17 protein-coding genes and 1 pseudogene are annotated in these 23,508 nt (G+C 41.4%); 14 read left to right on the top strand and 4 right to left on the bottom strand.

Annotated features, from left to right (window positions below):
• The 6 genes from AC1DOV_RS07390 to AC1DOV_RS07365 all read left to right on the top strand — a co-directional run.
• A partial coding sequence (locus AC1DOV_RS07390) for a phosphotransferase-like protein (RefSeq protein ID WP_477549590.1) occupies positions 1-369 on the top strand: 369 nt, incomplete at its 5' end.
• Between the two features lie 170 nt (positions 370-539).
• Entirely contained in the window at positions 540-806 is a 267-nt protein-coding gene (locus tag AC1DOV_RS07385; RefSeq protein ID WP_477509129.1) for a hypothetical protein, read from the top strand.
• A 399-nt stretch (positions 807-1,205) separates the two neighbouring features.
• Complete coding sequence (locus AC1DOV_RS07380; protein WP_477549589.1) at positions 1,206-1,688, top strand: hypothetical protein; 483 nt, start codon at positions 1,206-1,208, stop codon at positions 1,686-1,688.
• 147 nt (positions 1,689-1,835) lie between these two features.
• Positions 1,836-3,128, top strand: coding sequence for an aspartate aminotransferase type Ic (locus AC1DOV_RS07375; RefSeq protein WP_477549588.1), 1,293 nt, complete (start codon positions 1,836-1,838; stop codon positions 3,126-3,128).
• 1,054 nt (positions 3,129-4,182) lie between these two features.
• Positions 4,183-4,446 (top strand): hypothetical protein, encoded by a 264-nt coding sequence (locus AC1DOV_RS07370; protein WP_144376872.1) that lies wholly within the window; start codon positions 4,183-4,185, stop codon positions 4,444-4,446.
• 2,317 nt (positions 4,447-6,763) lie between these two features.
• On the top strand, positions 6,764-7,276 hold the full coding sequence (locus AC1DOV_RS07365) for a ClbS/DfsB family four-helix bundle protein (protein WP_477549587.1): 513 nt from the start codon (positions 6,764-6,766) through the stop codon (positions 7,274-7,276).
• A 126-nt stretch (positions 7,277-7,402) separates the two neighbouring features.
• Here the strand turns inward: AC1DOV_RS07365 and AC1DOV_RS07360 are convergent, their stop codons facing one another.
• The 4 genes from AC1DOV_RS07360 to AC1DOV_RS07345 all read right to left on the bottom strand — a co-directional run bounded on the left by AC1DOV_RS07360 (position 7,403) and on the right by AC1DOV_RS07345 (position 10,520).
• Positions 7,403-8,137 (bottom strand): IclR family transcriptional regulator, encoded by a 735-nt coding sequence (locus AC1DOV_RS07360; protein WP_477549586.1) that lies wholly within the window; start codon positions 8,135-8,137, stop codon positions 7,403-7,405.
• Between the two features lie 264 nt (positions 8,138-8,401).
• Positions 8,402-8,860, bottom strand: coding sequence for a heme-binding protein (locus tag AC1DOV_RS07355; protein ID WP_477549585.1), 459 nt, complete (start codon positions 8,858-8,860; stop codon positions 8,402-8,404).
• On the bottom strand, positions 8,861-10,054 hold the full coding sequence (locus tag AC1DOV_RS07350; RefSeq protein WP_477549584.1) for an MFS transporter: 1,194 nt from the start codon (positions 10,052-10,054) through the stop codon (positions 8,861-8,863).
• A gap of 175 nt (positions 10,055-10,229) precedes the next feature.
• Entirely contained in the window at positions 10,230-10,520 is a 291-nt protein-coding gene (locus tag AC1DOV_RS07345; protein WP_477549583.1) for a putative quinol monooxygenase, read from the bottom strand.
• A gap of 1,494 nt (positions 10,521-12,014) precedes the next feature.
• Between AC1DOV_RS07345 and AC1DOV_RS07340 the strand changes: the two are divergent.
• The 8 genes and pseudogenes from AC1DOV_RS07340 to AC1DOV_RS07305 all read left to right on the top strand — a co-directional run.
• Positions 12,015-12,502: pseudogene (locus AC1DOV_RS07340) on the top strand (alpha/beta hydrolase); the annotation flags it as partial.
• 49 nt (positions 12,503-12,551) lie between these two features.
• Positions 12,552-14,006, top strand: coding sequence for an alpha/beta hydrolase family protein (locus AC1DOV_RS07335; protein WP_477549582.1), 1,455 nt, complete (start codon positions 12,552-12,554; stop codon positions 14,004-14,006).
• An 811-nt stretch (positions 14,007-14,817) separates the two neighbouring features.
• Complete coding sequence (locus AC1DOV_RS07330) at positions 14,818-16,083, top strand: chloramphenicol phosphotransferase CPT family protein (RefSeq protein WP_477549581.1); 1,266 nt, start codon at positions 14,818-14,820, stop codon at positions 16,081-16,083.
• Positions 16,084-16,748: 665 nt separating this feature from the next.
• The gene (locus AC1DOV_RS07325; protein WP_477549580.1) at positions 16,749-18,521 is read left to right on the top strand and encodes a cache domain-containing sensor histidine kinase; all 1,773 of its coding nucleotides are present in this window, start codon (positions 16,749-16,751) and stop codon (positions 18,519-18,521) included.
• Entirely contained in the window at positions 18,499-20,055 is a 1,557-nt protein-coding gene (locus tag AC1DOV_RS07320; RefSeq protein ID WP_477549579.1) for a response regulator transcription factor, read from the top strand. Before AC1DOV_RS07325 ends, AC1DOV_RS07320 begins: the two co-directional genes overlap by 23 nt.
• A 138-nt stretch (positions 20,056-20,193) precedes the next feature.
• On the top strand, positions 20,194-21,534 hold the full coding sequence (locus AC1DOV_RS07315; protein WP_477549578.1) for an ABC transporter substrate-binding protein: 1,341 nt from the start codon (positions 20,194-20,196) through the stop codon (positions 21,532-21,534).
• Between the two features lie 166 nt (positions 21,535-21,700).
• Positions 21,701-22,579, top strand: coding sequence for a carbohydrate ABC transporter permease (locus AC1DOV_RS07310; RefSeq protein WP_076266068.1), 879 nt, complete (start codon positions 21,701-21,703; stop codon positions 22,577-22,579).
• Between the two features lie 24 nt (positions 22,580-22,603).
• Positions 22,604-23,437, top strand: a complete 834-nt coding sequence (locus AC1DOV_RS07305) for a carbohydrate ABC transporter permease (RefSeq protein WP_477549577.1) — start codon at positions 22,604-22,606, stop codon at positions 23,435-23,437.
• The last annotated feature ends 71 nt before the right edge of the window (positions 23,438-23,508 follow it).

Below are 23,508 nucleotides of genomic sequence, written 5' to 3'. Positions count from 1 at the left end.
TATTGGAAATATTTAAGTGATGCAATTATTATGATGTATCATACTGCTAAACTATTTTCTGACCATGGTAAGAATGTACTAATAGACGGAATTTTGGTTGAAAGACCCGAATTAAAACCGCATTATGAAAAAGTTAAGGATATATTTGCCGGGTATCCTTTCTATATTGTCGAAGTTTTTTGTCCTTTAGACATTTGTCGCCAAAGAAATATTGAACGTGGAGATAGAACCGAAGATCAATCTGAGTGGCAAAATAATATTATGGCCAAAGATATACAATACAACTGTACTGTCAATACACACACAAATTCTTCAGAAGAATTTGCAGATTCGATTCTAAAATATTTATTTGATAGGTCCGAGGTTTAAGCTATCGGGACACGATAGCTCAATTAAACAGTTATGATGAAGCTGCTGGCATAATCGACAGCTTCATTACGCTAAGGCGCAGAATAGTTACAATATGTGGTAATATCTATTTGTAAGATAATGGACTGAATTACTTCAGGATCTGATCGGATGGAGGTGGCGACCATTTTATGAAAAGGACAATAATTGGTGGGGTACTCTTGTTAACTGGCACCATGATTTCATTAGCGATTTTAATTGCAGCTGCTTCTTATGCACCAAGTATCACTACTTGGCAAGGTTCAAAGTTGTGGTTTGCCATTTTCGGAACAAATGATTTTGGCGAAGAAGTAGTAGTAGATAGTTTATTTCTTGGCTTTCCTTTTATTATGGGTATTGTTTTGTTTATTCTAGGATTGATTGTGTTAGGGATGGAGTACTTCAGGAAGGAAGAATAATTCGGGGTTGAACTAACGGAAAACGATAGTTGAACACCAGAAGGGCGCCGCGTGATACCTCTTCGTTACGCTAACGGGCAGCATTCCTATTATGAAGAAATAGTGGTTTTGAATACTGTTGAAAGCGGCACGGTTGGCATCAGGCACGGTATGAAAGTACGTTACTCTAAATGCTACAGGTTCAGGACAGGACGCTCCACTCCTATCTATACTTTTGCACTCTTTTTGAGTGCGAGCCACCCTTCCAGGTGGCTATTTTTTATTGCTCATTAAGTGAACTATCTCCTAAAGGTTACGGTATAAGGATCAATCTAGTTGAACCATAATACGAACTGGCAGATTAACGTAACATTTTCCCTATCCGTTTCGTCTACTGAATAGATTGGAGGGAGGACAGAGATGAAGAAACTACTTGTGAAATCGGTAGTTTATTTGGGGTTGTTGTTGTGCATGATTTTTTTGCTGTACAAAGTAACCTTGTATTGGAACCCAATAGGCATACAAAAGCAAACCGTTTCATTCCTGAAAGCAGTCCAGGAGCAAAACTACGGCAGAGCTGCGGATCTGTTTGGCTGGGAAGGGCAGAAGACCGCGGGCAGCAAGGAAAGTGCTTGGAAGCAGTTGGCTGAAGAGGAAGGGGTTCGACTACAATCCTTCAGTAACGTTCGTGCTGAATATGACGATGGTTACTATTGCACAGGCCATGCGGATCTTGTGTTCGAGGTGAACAAAAGCCCTATGCAGGTTAGAGCTGTGATTACATATGGAGTAGGTGCAAGGCCGAAACAAATATGCGCAATAACACCCTCAGGGATGCAAGGTGGTTCCATTTCCCAGATAGCGGCATGGAACTCACTGGTATGTGGGAATAGCTCGTTTTGAAGACTTCATTGAACTAACGGGTAACGAAAGTTGAATAAGACACATGATGAGCAGGCGCTACGGTGGCCTGCTCTTCTTAACGGGCAGTTATCTTCAACAGATATGGTATAATTTTTTCAAAAAGTTCTTTGACAGGAGAGTATGGGAATGGAAAATCATACTGATTACATCAGTGAAGATGTAAACGAATTGAACAAACGTTATCTGATCATAAAAGAAAGGTACGATGAGTATAAGAGTCAGAACATGATATTGGATATGTCTAGAGGCAAACCATGTCCTGAACAACTTGATCTTTCCACTGAAATGCTCGATATCTTGATATTTGATGATCACTTAAAGGCAAAGGATGGTTCGGATTGTCGCAATTACGGAGGTATTGACGGAATTCCTGAAGCAAAAGAATTATTTTCTCAAATTCTTGAGGTTAGCACAAACGAAATCATTATAGGTGGCAATTCAAGCCTTAATATGATGTATGATACTATATCCCGAGCGATGCTTCATGGTGTTTACGGTAGCGGATCGCAATGGGGGAAGCTTCCAGCAATAAAATTTTTGTGCCCCAGTCCAGGTTATGACAGGCATTTTGCCATATGTGAGCTCTTAAATATAGAGATGATCGTAGTAGACATGTTGCAGAATGGACCAGATATGGATACGATCGAAAAGCTTGTCAGTGAAGATGATTCTATCAAAGGAATATGGTGTGTTCCTAAATACAGTAACCCTGACGGAATCACATACTCGGAAGAGACGGTAGATAGACTTGCTCACATGAATACTAAAGCAAGGGACTTTAGAATTTTTTGGGATGATGCCTATACTGTTCACCATTTAACTAAACCCGATCAGTTGAAAAATATACTTGCAGCCTGTAAGGCAGCAGGAAATCCTGACCGTGTTTATATGTTCAGTTCTACCTCTAAGATTACTTTTCCTGGTTCTGGCATTGCAGTGTTAGCATCCAGCGAGGAGAACTTGAATTTTATACGGAAGCAGATTTCTATCCAGACAATTGGCCCCGACAAGATCAACCAACTTCGACATGTTCGTTTTCTAAAAAATATTGATAATTTAAAAGTTCATATGGAAAAGCACGCTGCTATAATAGAACCCAAATTTGATATGGTATTAAATAAGCTTGAATCAGAGTTAAGTGGAAAAAATATTGCGTCATGGAATAAACCGAACGGGGGTTATTTCATTAGCCTTAATACATTAGACGGTTGTGCTAAAGACGTAGTAAATATGGCGGCAGAAGTCGGTGTCACATTGACTAAGGCAGGGGCTACATTTCCTTATGGAAAAGATCCAAGGAATCGAAATATACGTATAGCCCCTACTTTTCCATCAGTTAAAGAGCTAGAAACAGCCATTGAAGTGTTATGTCTCTGCGTTCAATTGGTAAGCATAAAGAAGATTCTATCTGAAAGGTAATTAGTTTTTTATAATCGGTCAGAAAATTGTTCATTGAACTAACGGGTAACGTTAGCTCAATAAAACAGCGGCAGTATAGGAGTTAGAAACGGAAATATTGAAAAAAGTATATAATACACCACAACTTTTGCCGATACAAAATAGATGTGAATTAAATGATTCAAAGGAGTACTTAATGTCTGACCTATTAATAAGGGTGCTTCGATTCCCTTCAAAAATCGAGTATTTTATCTTTCACAAACACTTATTACTTTCATTTAACCTTATTCTTTTAACAGTGTTTGCCTACTCTATTATTAAAGATAAACAACCTATGTATTTCTTTCTCTACCTGATAATTTTACCTTTCACACTTATTGTGAAGCCAAAATTACTTCTTAAAAGTAATCAAATTTTGTTTATGGCTTTTTTCACTTATTTCACAGTACCCTTTAGTTTAAACTTCTTAATCGGATTACAACTACGTATTTCAATACCCCTATTTTTAATTTTCACTTTTTTGACTACGATTATATTCTTCTTCATGTTGTATTTTATTAACAGGAAGCATTCTCGTAAAGAATTCCTTGATCACTCTAAGATCGCATTGGATATAATCAGATTCATTTTTGTGGTCATTGTAACAATAAGCGCTGTAACTGGAAAACTTATTAATGACTTTAGCTTATTTACTCAAATGATTCCTGATTTCAAAAATGATACTAATTTAGAGGAAGTAAGAAGTTATTTCCAACTCACTTTCCAGATCCTTGCTATTCCCTTTGTATTCTCTAGTACTTTACTTAGAATTGCAGTCGACTGGCTGTTGTTAAAAAAATAACAGTCTGTAGAGTATGTGCATTTGGTCCTTCAATTTCGGTTGAGTTCGATACACGAAAGGGCCGACGTGAACAATTAGAGGCGGTGACGAGTTTGTTCTTTTCTAGACTGGGATTAAATTTCTCAGATTGAAACACACTGCGCTACCAAAGGAAATAGAAGGAAATGAATCCTCGTATCTAGAAGACATACAGACTGTGCGCATGACGCGGCAGACTGTATGGAGGGGATAAGCTTGATGCAAAAGCAAGGCAGAATTGCGTTTCTGTGGATGAATTACTTTTTGTTAGGGATAAGCGTTTTGTTTTATATTGTTCTCCTGCGGGCACCGAGCGTCTTTTTGGAGGGAGCTGCTGCCGGAATGATTGTGTATGGTGGATGTTACGGGTTGATCCGTATCGGGTGGCAGAGGGTTGTCAGAGGGGCGCTGCTTGCAGTATTCTTTTCCATATTTGCTTTTGCATTGTACACAGTATGGTATGTTCTACAGAAGCTCTAGTATCTGCATAACGGTAAAGCTTCATCACTCCTTGTAAAAGCCCTCTTCAGTATGCAAGAACGTAAGAGGGCTTTCGCTGGTGGCTCTTTCTAATTTATAAAAATGAATTGATTAGCAGGTTCATTACGCTAACGGGCAACGATAGTTCAATAAAAACACGGAAGTAGCCGACCACAATGGTTGGCTGCTTCATTACGCTAACTGGCAGTTTAGCGCAACTTCCACCTTCTGGAAGCGTAGTGGCCTCAAGAATTAGAAATGACTTTATGGATGTGGTATCACTTGTCTTACAGCATAACTAAACGTATTTCGTATGTCTTAATTGTAATCGGAGTGTTGTTGTTTATCTTTGGCCTGTGGCAATACATGCCAAAGTCATTTTCATCTCAAACGCCAAATAGTGTGATTATGTCAATAATTGCAAAAAGGATAACATTTCCTATCTTGGGTCTAATGTTAACGGTTATTGGTTATTGGTTATGCGTTTTTGAAATTCGTTCGAGAAATTGAAGTAGAGATTCAATTGCTTAGAGATGAACTAAGTCGATTAACTAAGGTGGTCGAAGTGCAAGGAAAAGATACAAAATAACCTCATTCATTCAATACCACAGAACAACTGCTACGCTAACGGGAAACGATAGCACCATGACAATAGGCTACCAGCACCATGGGTAGCCTTTCAGATAACGGGCAAGTTATGCTTAAAATCTTCATGAATCCATCGCTGAAATAATGTGAGTTTTGTTTATTAATCATCCAGTGACAAGGGGGGAATCTAAAATTTCAATAAAAATTGATATTGGTAGGAAGATAATTTCTAGTATATTCACAACATTAATTCTTTCGTTAATTCTTGTGGAGTTTCATGGTTATGCCCCGTTTTTCATCTATTTTATGTACTCATTCCTCGGTTGCTTAATAATAGGCGTACCGTGTTCATTAATTACAGACATGATTATCTTAAAAATTAAGGTAATAAAAACAATGCTGAGCATGCTCATGGGGTTAGCCTCACATCTAATATTTGCAGTGATTATTTTGTATTTGTTTTCTCTTACCGAATCAGAAGGCATCCTTTTTCTTTTTAAGTACGCCAGTGTTTTTGTGTACTCAGTTTTTATTGCCGCAACAGGTTTATGGTTGATTGATACGATTTTTAAAAAAATTCAGTTTCCAAGATAAAAAGAGAGATACAACGAGCGTACGATCTAATACAGCTGTTACGCTAACGGAAACGATAGTTGAACAAACAGAATTTTGTTGTGGCAGCTGCTCTTTTTCTTTATTAAGCTAACGGGCAGCATTCCTATTATGTAGAAATAGTGGTTTTGAATGCTGTTGAAAGCGGCACGGTTGGCATCAGGCACGGTATGAAAGTACGTTACTCTAAAAGCTACAGGTTCAGGACAGGACTCTCCACTCCTATCCAAATCCTATAGTGCTCATCATGAGTACGGACCACCCTTCGGGGTGGTTTTTTTTTTGAGAAAAATAGAACCTCATTATTCTTGTAAGATGATTTTGTCTAGTTAATCTCTTTTTTTTCACCCCATCTAAAGTAAATTTGTATGGTTCTGTTTGGAATGATTTTTTCTATCATACGTTCTATCATGATACGTTTATCTCGTGAATCTAGATCGAGTTCAATTGCGATTGCAAATTCACTAAGAAGGTCACCAAAATTCCCATACAAATTATTAATTTTGGTATAGGCATTGGAAATCGCCAGTTACTATGTTTCCTCTCGAAATATTCAAAAACAAAGGATTGCTGAATAATGCAAAATTTATTAGCAGTTTGGAAAGTCGCAAGATCCGGGAATCCTTACAGCTTGTACTAATATAAAAAAAATTTGATCTGAATGAAGAGTCGGCGTTGGATCACACGATCAAGATAGGATGTATCAAGTGGCATCAAATGAAGACAAGCGTAATTTGTTGAAGTCACATATGGATAAGCTGTCGAAAATATCCATAATTAACCATAGTGTGATATGATAGCTGATAGAGCAGATCGCTTGCGAATCTATAAGTACTACTAATTATATAATTTTTAGAAATTCATGAAAGTTATGTTATAGGAAATATCAGAGAATAATAAACTCGAAAAGATGTATCCAAAATCCAAACACAAAGAGACAGGCTGTTGAATTTGTTCAATACAAACGTTGTGTTAGATTCTACTCGTAGAACTCACGATCCAGCTCCATTGATTGGTTTGGATTCATAATTGATTTTCAGCTTGTCAAGCTGAAACCACACTGACAGTTGGTACAGCTTTATGGTATTACCAGAATAAAAAAAGTGGAGTGAGTGCTGTGGCAAGCTATGATTATGTTTCCAAAGAGGATTTGATGAAGACGATCCATTCTCATTATATGTTGTTGGACGCTGAGTTTGACGGGATCGACAATAGTGAGAAGGATATTAGGATACCTGAAGTGGATAAAACACCCGTCGAGATCATCGCTTACCAGCTTGGTTGGCTTGATCTGGTGTTGGGCTGGGACAAGGATGAAAAGGAAGGCCGCCCCATTCTCATGCCATCTCCCGACTATAAATGGAACCAACTTGGCGGACTGTATCGGTCCTTTTACGACAGATATACCGCAGTCTCCTTGCCTGAGCTGCGGGACTTATTCCGGCGAGCGGAGCAGCAATGGCTTGACTGGATCAACACGTTGACCGAGGAAGAGCTTTTTACACAAGGCATCCGCAGATGGACAGGCGGCAAGGAAAACTGGCCTATGGCAAGGTGGATCCACATTAATTCGGCAGCCCCTTTCAAAACCTTTCGTGCGAAAATTAGGAAGTGGAAAAAACATAAGTGAACTTGAGATGCAGGTAAGCTTTCATGAAATTGAGCACAAAAATTTCTAACTATTTTTCAATATGAATGTCGATTCTCTCCGTGTTATTCTGTACCATTAAATATCCGCCGTTCGAAGTTGAGCGGGTCAAAGTAGACCGGAAATCTGTGCACTGCATTCCTTCAATTTTTTACTTACCGCACGGTCTCTCTTTCGGCTTAATCGTGCGGCAGGGCCGGATATAGCCAATGCTGCGATCACTTTACCATTATAAAATATTGGTGCAGCTACGCAGCGTAAACCTACTTCTGTTTCTTCATCATCAATGGCGTATCCTTGTTGACGGATTACATTTAGATGCTCTTTTAATAAATGGTTGTCGTCAAAAGTATGTTTTGTTGCTTTGTGCTGGGTAAGATGTGTAAGCATTTTTTTTTGTTGTTCATCACTTAGGTGTGCCAGAATTACTTTCCCAAAGGCACTTAGATGGGCATAAGCGGAATCACCTACGCGTGTGTGGCTACGGATGGCATGATTGCCCTCCACCACTTGTACTGTCATGACTTTCATCCCATCTAAAACTCCTATATATGCGGTTTCGCCAAGTTCCAGCGCTAATTGATGCAAGGATGGAACAGCTAACCAATTAAGTCGAGTGTTTGCAGATGATGAATGGTGCTCCTTTAATTCAGAAGCTTTGTACGTGAAACCATCTTTTTGAATAAAACCTGTCATTTCCAGCGTATATAGCAGACGAAAAGTTGTAGACTTGTTAAGGTTAAACCGGTGCATAATCTCTGTCAGTCTCATGGGTGCACCTTGCTGCAATGCGTCTAGAATTAGTAGTCCTTTTTTTAGGGTTGCAACCTCATATTGTTCCATTGATTCACCTCTAAGCATCTTTATATATTGTCTTCATGACTATCAATATAGTTTCAGATTTACTGAAAGCGGGACATTGTTTATTATAATTGAATGATTGACATACAATTTTACATATAAGTAAAAACCATTGCATTCCATACTAACATGTATGAAGTGAAATATAGAAAGTAGCTTTTGATGAACTGATTATGAATGAAAAAGAGAGGGAAAGAGCTTTACGCCCAACCCTCTCATCATTAAAATGGCCATAACCATGACCACTTATTCTCCTTTTAAAAACAGGCGAATGCCCTCAACTGCGTAAGCATGATCTAAATCGCCCGTCAATCCTCCGACCGTTACAGACCCGACTACGCCAACACCTCTGACACGGATGGGAATAGAACCGCCAACTGCTTGATACTCTGCATTGGATAGCAGAGAGTGTTCATCATGAGATGCACCGCTTTGGATAAAGCGCTGGTTGATGCAGGCAGAACTGCGATTATAGTGATCGACGATCCGTTTTTTACGAAATAACCATACGTAGTTTTCTTCCGAAGTACCATCCATTAGATGTGTAAACACAGGAACTCGGTTACGTTCAATATGCACGGCCACCGCTACGTTGTTTTCTTGGGCATACTGCACAATCAGATTGCCAATGGCGAGTGCATCTTTATGGCTAAAACTTGTAAATTCCAATTCTTTCTCTAACAGGTCTAATGATTTCAAGTTCATTTATCCTCTCTCCTCAACAAAAAGATTCTGTTTCTTATCCATTCTGTAGTTTATAGCTGCGAGTAAAAATGCGAATCCAGCCATAATTGCACCGATCCAAGCCGTATCCATAATATGCTTATGGTCTACAGCTAGCCCACCCAAAGTAGAACCAGCAGCTATCCCAATATTAAATGCAGAGATGTTTAATGCAGAAGCGACATCCTTAGCAGAAGGTACCAGCTTTTCTGCAAGCATTAGAATGTAAGCCTGTACGCCGGGAGACATCATAAAGGCGAAGAAACCCATTAATATAAGGGACAAAATAGTGAGCGTCTTATTGGGCAGTAGCCATATTTGCAGCAGCAGGGCAATGCCTTGAAATAGAAATACGAATCGAAGCGCCTTGACAGGATGCCCATTTGCTAATTTCCCCCCGATAATATTCCCAATTGCTACTGCAACACCGTAAACCAACAGCAGCCATGAAATAGACGAGGCTGAGTATCCGCTAATCTCTTTAAGGATAGGAGAGATATACGTAAATAAGGCGAAGGTTCCGCCGAAACCCAGTACAGTCATTAGCAGTGCAGTGATGATCCGAGGATTGAAAATCAAACTTCCAATATCTCTAAGGCTCGGTGAGTGCTTTGAACGCGGGACTTTTTCTACCGCTATAAGACTGACCAACAAAGCGATTAGCCCTAATACAGCGACCACGGCAAATGACATCCGCCAACCAAATTCCTGTCCGATATATGTTCCTAGGGGAACACCCAGAATGGTAGCAACGGTTAACCCCGTGAACATGATGGAAATGGCGGTGCCTTTTTTGTTAGCAGGGACCATATCTGCGGCCACTGTAGCTGCAACAGCGAAAAATACACCGTGTGCAACAGCTGTGATTATCCTTGATAAGAGCAACATGGAATAGGTAGAAGCTATTGCTGCCAGAGCATTCCCTGCAGTGAACACGATCATGAGGAACACCAGATATCCTTTTTTAGGCAGTTTCCCAGTAATAACTACGACGATCGGGGTTCCAATAGCAAGGGCAACTGCATACCCAGACACCAGTGTCCCAGCTTGGGTTACTGTTATGCCAAGATCGGTGGCTACCTCTTGCAGAATACCGACAATAACAAATTCTGTCGTTCCTATGGCAAAAGCACTTAACGCAAGTGACATTAGTGCTATTAAGATTTTTGAATTCATACTTTCACCTCCTTTACGTAGGCCAATATTAAGTGAGAACTTAAATAAGTTCAAATAAAGAGAAAGAGTTTCTATAAAAGAAACTTTTTCTCGGTAGATAAATGATAATACCAATTCGAAAACGAATGATATTAACATAAACGAAAACAACGTACTTGGATGTGCTTTAATCTTATCATTCAATGTTTTCCAAATGATAAACTTCCATAGTAGCAATTATGGTTTCCGTATTTTTGAGGTATGTTTGGTAATGATCAGTATTTACATGTGCGATTATGGCATCTTCGTCAGCCCAAGACTCATAAAAAACATATGTGCCTTTTTCTTCAAGCGATTTATGCAGCTTATATTGTTTACAGTCTTTTTCTGCACGTGACGGTTTAATAAGTTTGATCAATTCATCGCGTAGCTGCTCCTCTTGTCCAGGTTTTGCTTTTAGAATTGCACAAATTGTAATGACAGTCATAAAGTACACCTCTTAATAACAATTTAGTTGATAGAAACAAACCAATAATTAGTAACGATATTATCTTGTCTTTACGCCCAATTGATACCATGAACTAAACCCAAAACTCATGGAGCGTAGGTAGGGCTATTTTGATGCCATGGTCAACTATCCGTTTTTATCAACAGCCAGTTGAACATCTCTTTTACTCTTCCTGCGAAGTGATAAGTGAAAAGGGGGAGTTGGTTTCTTTTCAATATGAACATTAACAGGGGCTATCCGTCTTTTAGCATGGTACTTCATAGTCAGTCCTACTTTGATGCGTCTTCATTTCTGTATTCCGGAATGACATAGTTCTCTTACCAAATGTTCAATAGTCCATAATGCATCACTCCTAAAGAGATAATGTTCAGTTGCTAAAATATCAAAAGAACATATGCAGCATGGCCAATCATAGGTAAATCTTAGGGGTTTTTCAAAAAATGTTTGAAAGTTTCTAATAAAGAAACAACATTATTAAGCTACCTGAGAAAAAGTCATTCAATTATGTGACAAGCAGCAAGTCCGTGAGAAACTTAGGAACGAGGATGGATACGCGTTGTCGGTTCGAAGAATGATTGAATCGGAAAGTGTGTTTGGGCAAATAAAGTACAACAGGGGATTCCGGAGTTATCTGCTATGAGGTTTATCAAAGGTGAGAATGGAGGGCGGCTGGCTTTCGCATGCCAGGCACATATCTTGCAATGCTAAATCTATGCTAAGCTCCTCAAGTTTACTTTCCATAAGGTAATCATCGAATGGAATACCGTTTACGCATGATGCCAATCGTCCACAACATAAAAGGGAGTCCGATTAGTACAATCGGTATCAAGTAATGAACTCCCAGTTCAAGTTGATTTATTGCAGAGATTAAACCCGCTTGGGGAAGTTTCCATGAGATACACAATCGGTGCATTTGCCCAGATTGACTGTGTCCCACGTTTCAAGCCTCAACTTTTAAAGCAGCTGAACAATTAACTTCCCCTCCAAATCTTCCTGTTATTTTCTTTATCCAATCGAATTGCCTGGCAACGGACAGATGGATTCCCGAGCACGAGAAGCTAATACAGGATTCTGTACATGGTGCAGTGGTGCTGCTGGAAGTAAATCATCATTATTTTTATCGTTCCCATTCCAAATACATTGCTGAAAGATTCAGGGGTTTTATGAAGGAAATTTTATAAATTGTTCGCGCAAATTTATCCGCCAATGACGTCACAGTAATTATTAATTTATTTGCTTGTTCATATTCAGTTCATATTGACGTCATGGGGAATACATATTCATTGGTTAAGATTTCATTAGCATCAAAGAAGAAAATCCAACAAACAGTTCAAGACAGGGAGAGATGAGAGTGACACAACCAAAGGAAAAGAAAACGTAGAATGGATCGAGGGCCAAGAAAGTACGAAACATTATACTTAAAATACTAGGAGCAATCGTAATCGCCGTTGTTCTGTTTCTAGGTATTTTTTTTATGGCATTGATTATGTGAATAAATATCCATACGAGTTGACTGTATTTTTCGGAATCGATAGCAGTGTTTCAACACAACTGGGTATGGTTGTTAAATTCCCATTAAAGACGTTTACATTTCTCAAAAAATCAGGTCTACAAAGATTGGCGATCAAATTTGGTGGTGAGCCTTAAGCTGGATTCGCATTTGATGAGACACTGTAGAGTAGATGAAAATGCTGTCGAATAAAAACTCAAATCGTTCCACGATGTTGAATGAGATGGACCATCTTTTTTTCCAATTTTAAAGGGGCTCAAGGTTTAACCTTCCCTAAAGATCTTCCACTTCTTCTCGTGATTCAAGCGAATAATGAAGGTGTAAAGGATGGATACCTTTGCACGAATGACAGATCAAAGACTCGGTGCATGGAAAAGTAATAACAATGGATGGATCACATTATTTACACCATACCAAATTTAAAGAAATAGCTGAGCGCATTCATGAATGAAGCGAAGTAAATAACCTGTAAAAGTTCGTGATGAAAGAGAGGAATTCAAATGAGATTATTTGAGATACTTTTAGTTCTATCCTGTTTCGCTTTACTCGTAGATCTATTGTTTATTAAAAGAAGTGCAAAGAAAACAGGATTGGTTTTGTGTATAGGAAGTGGCGTTATATTTGTAGTTCAATTGTTTGTTGAGGGATACAGATGGCAGTTGCTTTTAGTATATATTATGACGGCTCTTTTCATACTCATCGTTTTACTCAGGCAATCAAAAAAGATGGTGAATCTAAAAATAGGGAAGCCGTTGAAATATAGTTTATTTTCCCTAGTCGTCATTCTACTTGTTGTATCTACCAGCTTGTCTGTATACTTGCCTGTCTTTCATTTGCCAAAGCCTAATGGTCCAGAGAAAGTGGGTACTCAAACTTTTCATTTTACGGATCAGAACAGAGATGAAGTCTTAACTGAAGATCAAAACGATAAGAGGGAACTAATGGTTCAAGTTTGGTATCCTTCTGAAAAGAGCAATAACAACAAGAGTGAAGCTCTTTTTCCAAAAGATAAAGAAATGTTCAAAAAGTACATTCAGACATACTCTAATTCTTTAAACCTTCCCGATTTTGTGTTCGATTACTGGAAGTATAGTAAAACCAACTCTTATGATAATGTAGAAATATTACCTTCTACAAGTCCTTATCCCTTGGTACTGCTATCTCACGGAATGGGAACCAGTAGAGTTCTACATGCATCACAGGCCGAGAATCTGGCCAGTCATGGGTTTATCGTGGTCACAATCGATCATACATACAGCACCTTTGCTACCATTTTTCCGGATGGCCGTGTAACGGACTATAAAACAAAGATGACAACAGTAGATGAACGCAGAAGAATTGGAAATATATGGACACAAGATGTAGAGTTTGTAATCAACCAAATTGAAAAGCTAAATTCAGGTGCAATCGAAAGTCAATTTAAAGGGAAAATAGATTTAAATAACTTAGGCGTGATGGGGCATTCTTTTGGGGGAGCAACGGCGTTTAATACAACTTATTTAGATCATAGAATCAAGGCCGGGATTAATATGGACGGGTCACTATTTGAAGTGGAAAATAGAGATGTTATAAACAAGCCTTTTATGTTCATTAGATCGGGAAGTTTTAAAGACTGGTTAGTAGATTTTAAAAATGATAAAAGTTCGGATAACGAAATAAATAAACAACTTTCAGATGAGCTGCACATTATTAAAAATGTTATCAATCAGGGGGGAAGTGCGATTTATGTAGAAGGTACCCAACACTTCAATTTCACGGACCTTCAATTCTATTCTGAGTTGATTAAACTGACTGGAATAACAGGAGATATAAATGGTAAAAGAGGATCAAGCATCGTAAATCAATATGTACTCGATTTCTTTAATAAGCAATTGAAAGGAGCAGGTGGAAATCTGATTCAGGGCCCGAACGACATGTATCCAGAGGTGAAATTTATAAAGCCGGAAGACCTTTAACCGATAATGTCCGACGGCGTAGAGTGTCACTGTAAGTGAACAGCAGTTAACAAAATGGATTAAAATAAAATATTATGCAATAACATGGTATTAAACTAACGTGTACTTTAGCTTAACAATAACCAAGACGAGGCTGCAGGCATGTAACGGCAGCCTCACTGCGCTAATGAGCAGCGTTCTAATATGAAGAAATATCGGATTTGAAAGCCGATGTATGCCGATCGGTTGGCACCAGGCACGGTAAGGATTAATCATAGTGGAGCTGGTACTGCTGTTCACACTATACGAATTGCTTCAACAAAAATCAGAGGTGCTTGACGTAAAGGCAAAGGGGCTAAGTTGCGACCAACAAACCTTGGTTGACATCATCGCCTTTACAGGTTTCGTTTTTTTTTTGGAGGGTAACCTAGTGTCGAATAGATCCTTCATTAATCGGTTATTGAAGTTGAAAGACATGAATATGTGTAACACTTAAAAAAGCTACAGGTTCAGGACAGGAATCTCCACTCCTATCCAAATCCGATTGTGCTCATCATGAGTACGGACCACCCTTCGGGGTGGTTTTTTTTGCTTATTAAGTGACCTATCTGACAATGACTGCGGCATAAGGATATATCTAGTTGAACCATAATATGAACGGGCAGAATAGCACAACAAGATAAGATTATGTTCTCATTCAATTTTACGCCTTATTATATTAAAATTACAGACTATTCCATTAGCCGAATAGTTGCTACAATCTCTATTGTAACTTCCAAAGATGTAGTAAACATTCACAGTATGAATGAAATCATTGTAGGGAGGGAAACGCATGTCACAAGAAGATAAACTCGGACAAATAGTCATTTTGAACGGCAATCCGCGGGCTGGGAAGTCAAGCATTGCCACCGCGATCCAGAATATGTTTGAGGGTGTATGGATGAACGTTGGGGGCAGTCAGTTCAAGAAAATGACCCCCGAACACTACCAGCCTGGGATCTCGCTTCGGCCAGGTGGGGAAAGCCCTGAACTTGAGCCTCTCATTGTGATCCTGTATCAAGCCATGTATGAAGCCATTGCTGCACACAGCCGTCTGGGACTTAATGTCGTGGTGGATGTCTGGCACCATGATGCTTATTCGATTCCGCGGGGGATTCTTCCGAGCTGTGCCCGGATCCTGAGTGGATTGCCTGTTTTGTTTGTGGGTGTACGATGTCCATTAGAGGTTGTCATGCAGCGGCGGATCGCTACCTGGAATTCCGGTTACGAAGAGGACGGCTCAGTGCCAAAGCCAGTGAGATTATGGCAGCAGGCTGTCCATATGCATGGTAACTATGACCTGGAGGTTGACACCTCGGTACTCAGTTCTGAAGAGTGTGCCGCCCTGATCCGCCAGCGCCTCCAAGAGGGTCCGAATTTCCAGTGTCATCAGGTTGAGAGCAGGAACTTTTATTCATTTCAATCAAGGGGGAAGCAAATGTTGCAGGTAGATGAGCCCGGACAGATTATTATTTTAAACGGGACTCCGCGGTCAGGGAAGTCCAGTATTGCCACTGTGATTCAGAATACGTTCGAGGGTGTGTGGATGAACATGGGAGTCGACCGGTTCATGCAGATGACCCCTGAACGCTACCGGCCAGGGATTGGGCTTCGGCCAGGTGGGGAACGCCCCGACCTTGAGCCACTTATTGTGACCCTTTATCAAGCCATGTATGAGTCTATTGCTGCGCACAGCCGCTTGGGGCTGAATGTTGTAGTTGATGTCGGTCACCACGATGCTTATTCGATCCCGCGGGGGATTCTTCCCAGCTGTGCCCGGACTCTGAGTGGACTGCCGGTTTTGTTTGTGGGTGTGCGATGCCCATTAGAGGTTGTTATGCAGCGGCGGATCGCTACCTGGAATTCCTGCTACGAAGAGGACGGATCTGTGCCAAAGCCGGTGAGATTGTGGCAGCAGGCTGTCCATATGCCTGGTATCTATGATCTGGAGGTTGACACCTCGGTGCTAAGTTCCGAAGAGTGTGCCGTCCTGATCCGTCAGCGCCTCGAAGAGGAGTCGCCGCCCTCAGCTTTCCAGCGTCTTAAGGACATGACGTAGTTGTGGAGTTTACACTCTGAAACGACTCTGAAAGCGCAACAGTTACATTATCTACTAGGTATGGTTGGGGTCAGATTTCGTATGATATTTAGCCTCAACCCCCGTTTCTATTCAATTATCGGTTAACGATAGTTGAAAAACACACATGTAGGAGCAGGCACTACAGTGGCATGCTCATTTTATTAAGCTAATGGGTTCGATAGTGGAGGAGCATCTTCGGCAGCTCCTCTTTTTGCTTATACAAATTGGAAATGTGTTTAAGTTAAACAGAGAAATTTTCCATAATAAAGGGCATTTTAGTTGATCTTGCCAATTCTGACGGAAGTGAAGCAAGCCTACGGTTGAAAATACCGATTCACCGGTAATTTATTCGTCGAAGCTTTAATGTGAGGTTGGTTTTCAGATGCTTTTTGGGAATTATTTTTTCAATTATGAGTTCTGTCAATTACTTGAAAACTTCTCCAAGTCAGGGTGAAGTCTCTTTATTATGCTCAGAAAACCTTATAGTTCGAGGGCTTTGATTATTGCAAAATGCACCTTTTTAAAATAAAGAGAAAGAGTAGAAGATAATCTATTTTTTTAATATGAACTATTGTAAGCGCTGTTATAGTTTGAGTAATATAGAGGTTCAACAAACTAATATTGAATATAAAGGAGGAACGACCATGCGCTTCCGTCATTTTCATTCCATTGTAGCCCAACTCTTTTGGTTCTGCTTTATTGGCATGACGCTTCCCGTTCTGGTCATGGGTTTTTTGTCTTATCATAAATCGTCCTCTATCGTAGAGGAACAAGTCAGTAAGGTAGCCTCGCTTACTATTACACAGGTGAGTGATAAGCTGAACCTTTATTTCAAAAAGCTTGATGATTCGTCCATGATGTTGTTAAACAGTAAGGTTATCCACAATATTTTGAAGGAACAATCGAAAGAGAAGTTGTATGAAACCACGCTCAAGATTCAAGATGGACAAGACATTCTAACATCCATCATGATCAATTCGTCAGAAATCCTCGATATCTATATATTCGATGTGAACCGCAACAATTCGGTATTAAGCTCGGACTCCTTGGTGTCTCTGGATCAATGGGATTCCGACTGGTATAAAGCGATATTGGAAGCAAACGGTAATAGCGTTTGGTTCGGACTCTCTCAAAACTCTTATTTAAAGAAAACGGAAATGGGGTTTCCTGTATTCGGCCTTGGCCGCGCTATACGAAGCTGGGAAACCGGCGACATCATCGGCGTGATGTTCTTTGAGATTATGGGCGAGGTTCTGATCGATGAGCTTGACCGCGTTCAATTTGGGGATACGGGTTACATCTACGTCACCAATGACAAGAACCGTTATTTCTATCATCCGGATTCCAAGCAGTATGGGAAAGAGTCCAAGCTCATCCTTCCTTCACAAGCAACGGAATATAACAAAGACAACAAAAGCACGCTGGTGATTCCTGAACGCCTGTATAACGGCTGGGATGTGGTTGGGGTTGTACCTCTCGAGGAACTGACAGCGGATTCAGCCAGTATCCGGAAATTCACGATGTGGATTGCACTTTGCTGCATCCTTTCTGCAATAGGCATGGGGTATTTCGTTACCCGTAAAATCGGTAATCCGTTAGTTAATCTGAGCCGATTGATGCGTAAAGGCGAGAACGGCGACCTAAGCGTCCGGAGCAAGAGCGTCGGCCGGAACGAGATTGGGCAGCTGGGCCGCAGCTTTAATAAAATGATCAAACAGATCGATCTGTTAATCGCCCGAATCGCCAAGGAGGAATCGGAGAAAAAAAAGGCGGAGGTACGAGCGCTCCGCTATCAGATTAACCCTCACTTTCTTTATAATACGCTGAACTCGATTAGGTGGATGGCTAAATTGAACCGGACCAATGATGTAGATAACGCCGTCACTACGCTGGTTCAAATATTGGAAGGCAGTCTTGAACGGAATGGCGTTTTCATTCCGCTCGGGGAGGAGCTTGAACTGCTCCAGAAATATATGATCATTCAGGAATACCGCTATGATAACAAAATCAGTTTAAATATCCATTGCCGGGAGGAGCTCAAAAAAATACAAATTCCCCGAATGCTGCTTCAGCCCATTGTCGAGAACGCCATTTTCCATGGGATCGCTCCAAAGGATGCAGATGGATCGATTGATATTGAAGTCGAACAAAACGGACAAAATATTGTGGTCAAAATAACCGACGACGGTATCGGAATAGATGAGGGAAGGCTTCATCAACTGCAGATGAACGAAAAAGAGCGCAGCAATAAAGGGATGACCAATATCGGGCTGAATCATGTTCATCAGACCATTCAGTTATATTACGGAAGTACATACGGCCTCAGCATCTCAAGCATCAAAAACGAAGGGACCCAGGTGCTTATTACGATTGCTATTTCAAAGGAGGAAACCTATGTACAGAGTGCTATTGGTTGATGACGAGAAGATAGCGCGAATCGGGCTTCGTACCACTTTTGATTGGGAGAGACACGGATTTACATTGGTTGGTGAAGCGTCAAACGGGCAAAACGCAATGAAATGGATTCAGAATCAAGAGATTGATATATTGATCACCGATATTGCTATGCCTGTGATGGATGGACTCGAGCTCACGCGCAAGACTAAAGAATTATGTCCTTGGGTCAAGGTGTTGCTGCTCAGCTGCCATAATGATTTCGAATATGTACGGGAAGGAATCCGGTTAGGGGCCAGCGATTACATCTTGAAGCCGACACTTAATTCGGATTCACTCATAACGGTTCTGAATCAAATGAAGAAAAAGCTTCAGGAAGAAAGCGAGAACAGACAAATCGTTCAGCAGTTTGAAGACCAACAGCTCGCTAATAAGCTGAAAATGCTGGAGAAGACATTCTGCAAGGCGCTATGCGGTGACCTGGCTGCTATCGAACGAATAAAGACAGAATGCCCGGAAGAAAGCTACCGTATTGCCGCATTGGGGATCAACGTATTTGGCAAAACGGATGCTGAAAGGAATGATCTCCTAACGGAGCTGGGAGAATCGCTCAAACAGGTACTTTATCAAGCATTTGGTTCCTATGTGTCGGTCATGCTTCGTCCGGACTTGCTTTTGGCTGCTCTTCCTGTACACCCAAACCTGCATGCCACTTTTTATGAGCTTATCGAGCAGTTTTCGCAGCATACCGAGTCGCACCTACTGCAAGTATCCATAGGACTCAGCGTCGTTTATGAGAATTATCTTGAACTTCAGAATGCCTCCATGGAGGCGAAAAAAATGCTCGCGGTCGGTTTCTTCCTCGGACCGTGTCGCTTGATTGCTGCTGAGGAGCAAACGGATTCCATTTCGGCATCGCCCTATCCTTTTGCGGCAGTCTTACACGATCTCAAAGAGTCGTTAACGATGGGCTTTCATTCCAGATCAGAACAAATAATAAATGAAATCATGAAGCATTGGTTACCGCAATATCGATCGAAAGAGGAAGTGCTGCAGGAGGCAGAGGAATTGCTTAGCCTGTTTGCCATATTCAAAGACGCAGATTCTTCCATCATCCGGAAAATCCGGGAGCTCGGCAGGCTGTGTTATGTCACTGAGGTCATTCAACATGTAAAAGATGTCTACCAAACAATCGTAGGCGGTGAAGACTCTCCACGGCCGGATAAAACATTGCACCAAAGGATCGTAATGGAGGCCGCTGACTATATCAAGAGCCATTATAGGGAATCGATCTCCCTGCAGGAAGTGGCTGATGCGGTAAATGTAAGCAGGAATTATTTCAGCGAAATGTTTAAACGTGTGACAGGAGAGAACTTCATCGACCACCTGATCGCCTTGCGCGTAAAGAAAGCGAAGGAGCTGCTGCAAGGATCATCGCTCAAGGTATATGAGGTAGCCGAGCAGTCTGGTTTTAACGACGTAAAATATTTTAGCAAGCAATTTAAAAAGATCGTAGGTGTATCTCCAGCCGAATTTCAAGGTTTATTGCGAAAATAAAATAACGCTAATTGCGGAAAACAAGACACTCTTTCGGAACATAAACCGTTCAAACCCGCTTTGACAATGAACTATAATTAAAGCGCTTACAAAATATTTTTGAATGAAAATTAGATATCTTGAGGGAGGAAAAAGAGAATGAAAAAGCTCAAATGGTCTCTACTCATCATGATTATTGCTGTGTCTGCTTTGATTCAAGCCTGCGGTACGAGCGGTGGTGGCAACAACGGAGTGTCTAATGGAGAAGAAGCTGGAACAAACAGTCCAAAAGAGGGGAAAGTAAAAATCAAGTGGGCTACATGGGGGAATCCGGGAGAATTAACAAGGTTTCAAGATTTCACAAATGATTTTAATAAGAAGCATCCTGAAATTGAAGCGGAGTTAATCCCGATCCCTGGGGAGTACGATCAAAAAATCTTAACGCAATTGAGTGGCGGAACGGCCCCTGACATTTTTTATGCCGGTGACGCTTTTATTGTTAAACTGATTGAAAACGGCAGCATAGAGGAACTCACACCGTTAATGGATGATGCAAGAAGCGCGGTTAAGAAAGAGGATTTCTTCCCGGGCCTATGGGGAGCCGCTGAGCGCCACGGTAAAATATACGGGGCAACGGTAGACAATAACCCGATGGTGCTTTGGTATAACAAGAAGGTTTTAAAGGACGCAGGCATTACTGAAATGCCCGCCGATTTGCAGATAAATGGTCAGTGGAACTGGGACGCTTTTAAGGAAATGACCGACAAAATCCGCGAAAGCGGCAAATATGGTTACGTACTTGATAATGCATGGAACAGCACACACAGTTGGGTAACCTCTAACGGCGGAAAGGTTTATGACGACAATGGCAAATATATCGGCTACACGGATCCGAAAGCGGTCGAAGCATTCCGATTCTTATATGATAACGTCAAGAGTAAAAACATTACATTTGCCGGTACGCTTCCAAAAGGACAAGGCGGCGATGCGATGTTTATGTCCAATCAGGTTGGCTTTGTCGGCGCAGGGCGCTGGTACCTGCCGCTGTTCAAGAAAAACGATAGCCTCGAGTACGATATCGTCACCTGGCCGACAAATACCGGCAATAAAATCGAGCCCGCAGGTATCCCGACAGCCTATATGGTACTGAATAAGACTACCAAGCATAAAGAGGCGGCGTACACCTTCTTGTCGGAATTCGTCAATAAGGAAGGTCAAACCTATCGTCTTCAAGGAGGAGGCAATGCCGTTCCTTCGGTATCGGGAGCAGACGAAGTGGTGCTTGAAGGGAACCTTCCCGAGCATGCGCAGTTTTTCCTGGATGCTCGTGAAATCGGTTATGCATTAACTCCGTTTGAAGCGGGTATTCCCGGTCTAAGTAATGATATTAATTCCCGTTTTGAGGCGCTATGGCTGAAAAATGAGGATTTGGATACAGCAATGAAGGAAATCGAGGAATTGGCGAACAAGAAGATTGAGGAATACAAAGGAAAAAAATAAGCATCCAGCAGTCCTTTCACAAGGAAATGGAAGGGGCCTTTCGAACATTCGAAAATCCCTTCCTTCTTACTATAATAGAAGAAAGGTGGCATACATCGATATGAAAACGGCCATTAATAATGGGCCCTCTCCGTCAATAGACCAAACAGATTCGAAACGCCATTTCATGAGGACGAAGACGGTGGACAGCCTTTGGGGATATTTTTTCATCTTTCCGCAAATGGTCGGTTTGGTTATCTTTTCGTTGATTCCGCTTATATTGGCTTTCGCCATCAGTCTAATGAGCTGGGACGGCTTCGGTGAACGGACCTTTGTCGGACTGGACAATTTCGTGGGGCAGTTTAAAGATCCCGATTTCAGGATCGCGCTAGTTAACACGCTGTATTATACCGTTCTCACCGTACCGACCGGCATCATTCTGGCGATGCTTGTTGCTATTGGCTTAAATAAAGTAAAAGGAAAGATCCTTTACCGGCTTATTTATTTTATGCCTAACATTACGATGTCCGTAGCTGTAGCAGTCGTTTTCATGTGGCTCTTTAACGCGGATTTCGGGCTGATTAATTTATACTTAAAAGATTGGTTCGGCATTGAAGGTCCCCGTTGGCTGACAGACACGCGGTTCGTAATGCCTTCCATTGCGCTGCTTAGCATATGGATGGGACTTGGAGGCAGTATGGTGCTTTTCCTTGCCGGATTACAGGGAATATCCGCGACATATTACGAGGCTGCACAAATTGACGGCGCCAGCAAATGGCAGCAGCTGCGGCATATTACGGTTCCTTTGTTGTCATCGACTACATTTTTTGTCACCATCATGTCCGTGATCGGATCTTTCCAGGTGTTTGATCAATCCTTTGTCATGACCTCGGGTGGACCTGCAAAAGCCAGTTATACACTTGTATACCACATTTATGACTCGGCATTTGTTGATTTCACCTTCGGTACAAGCACATCGGCCGCTGTCACGCTGTTTGCGATGATTTTGACGCTGACCTTGCTGCAGATGAAAATATCCAAACGTTGGGTTCATTACGAAGAATAAGGATGACCGGGAAGGAGAAAACTCATGAATTCGAAAAAGCTTCAACCCTCTACGATGGTGCTTCATGTCGTGCTGATTATTGGGGCCTGCATCATGGGGCTGCCTTTCCTATGGATGATACTCAGTGCGCTAAAAGATTTGTCCCAAGTATTCGTCGTTCCGCCTAAATGGATTCCAGAACCGTTCGTATGGTCCAATTTCAAAACTTCGTTGACGGCCTTGCCTTTCGGGCGAGCTTACTTTAACAGCTTCTATATCAATGTCATCGTCGTATTTGCGCAGCTGATAACATGCTCGATGGCTGCATACGCTTTCGCCAAAATCCGGTTCCCATTCCGGGAACCGCTGTTCATATTGTTTCTAGCAACAATGATGGTGCCAGGACAAGTGACAATCATCCCGCTGTACTTGATGATGAAAAATTTCGGCTGGCTCGATACGCATCTGTCGATCATCGTGCCTGCTGCCTTATTAAATGCTTTTGGCGTTTTTCTGCTCCGCCAGTTTTTTAGAGGCATCCCGAAGGAAATGGAAGAAGCAGCCATTGTGGATGGTGCCAATCGCTTTACGATCTATACGCGCATCATGCTTCCGCTTGTCAAGCCTGCGCTTTCAGCGCTCGGCATATTCACGTTTCTGGGCATGTGGAACAATTTCTTTTATCCGCTTATCTTTCTCAACAGCCCGGAGCAATTTACGGTACCTATGATGCTGAATCTATACCGCGGCATGTATGCGACGGACTGGACGCTGATGATGGCTGGTGCTTCAATCGCTCTGCTCCCGGTATTGGTCGTTTACATGATCGGACAGCGTTATATTATTGAAGGGGTAACACTGTCCGGCATAAAAGGATAAACCGATCATAAAAAACGGGTTGAGACCTAAGAGACCTCTATCCGTTTCCTTATCGTACAGCGATGCCCGCG

The sequence above is a fragment of the Paenibacillus sp. 01T47 genome, from assembly GCF_056398245.1.
Note: the sequence above shows the minus strand (reverse complement) of the source record. Positions and strands in the feature narration are given on the sequence as shown.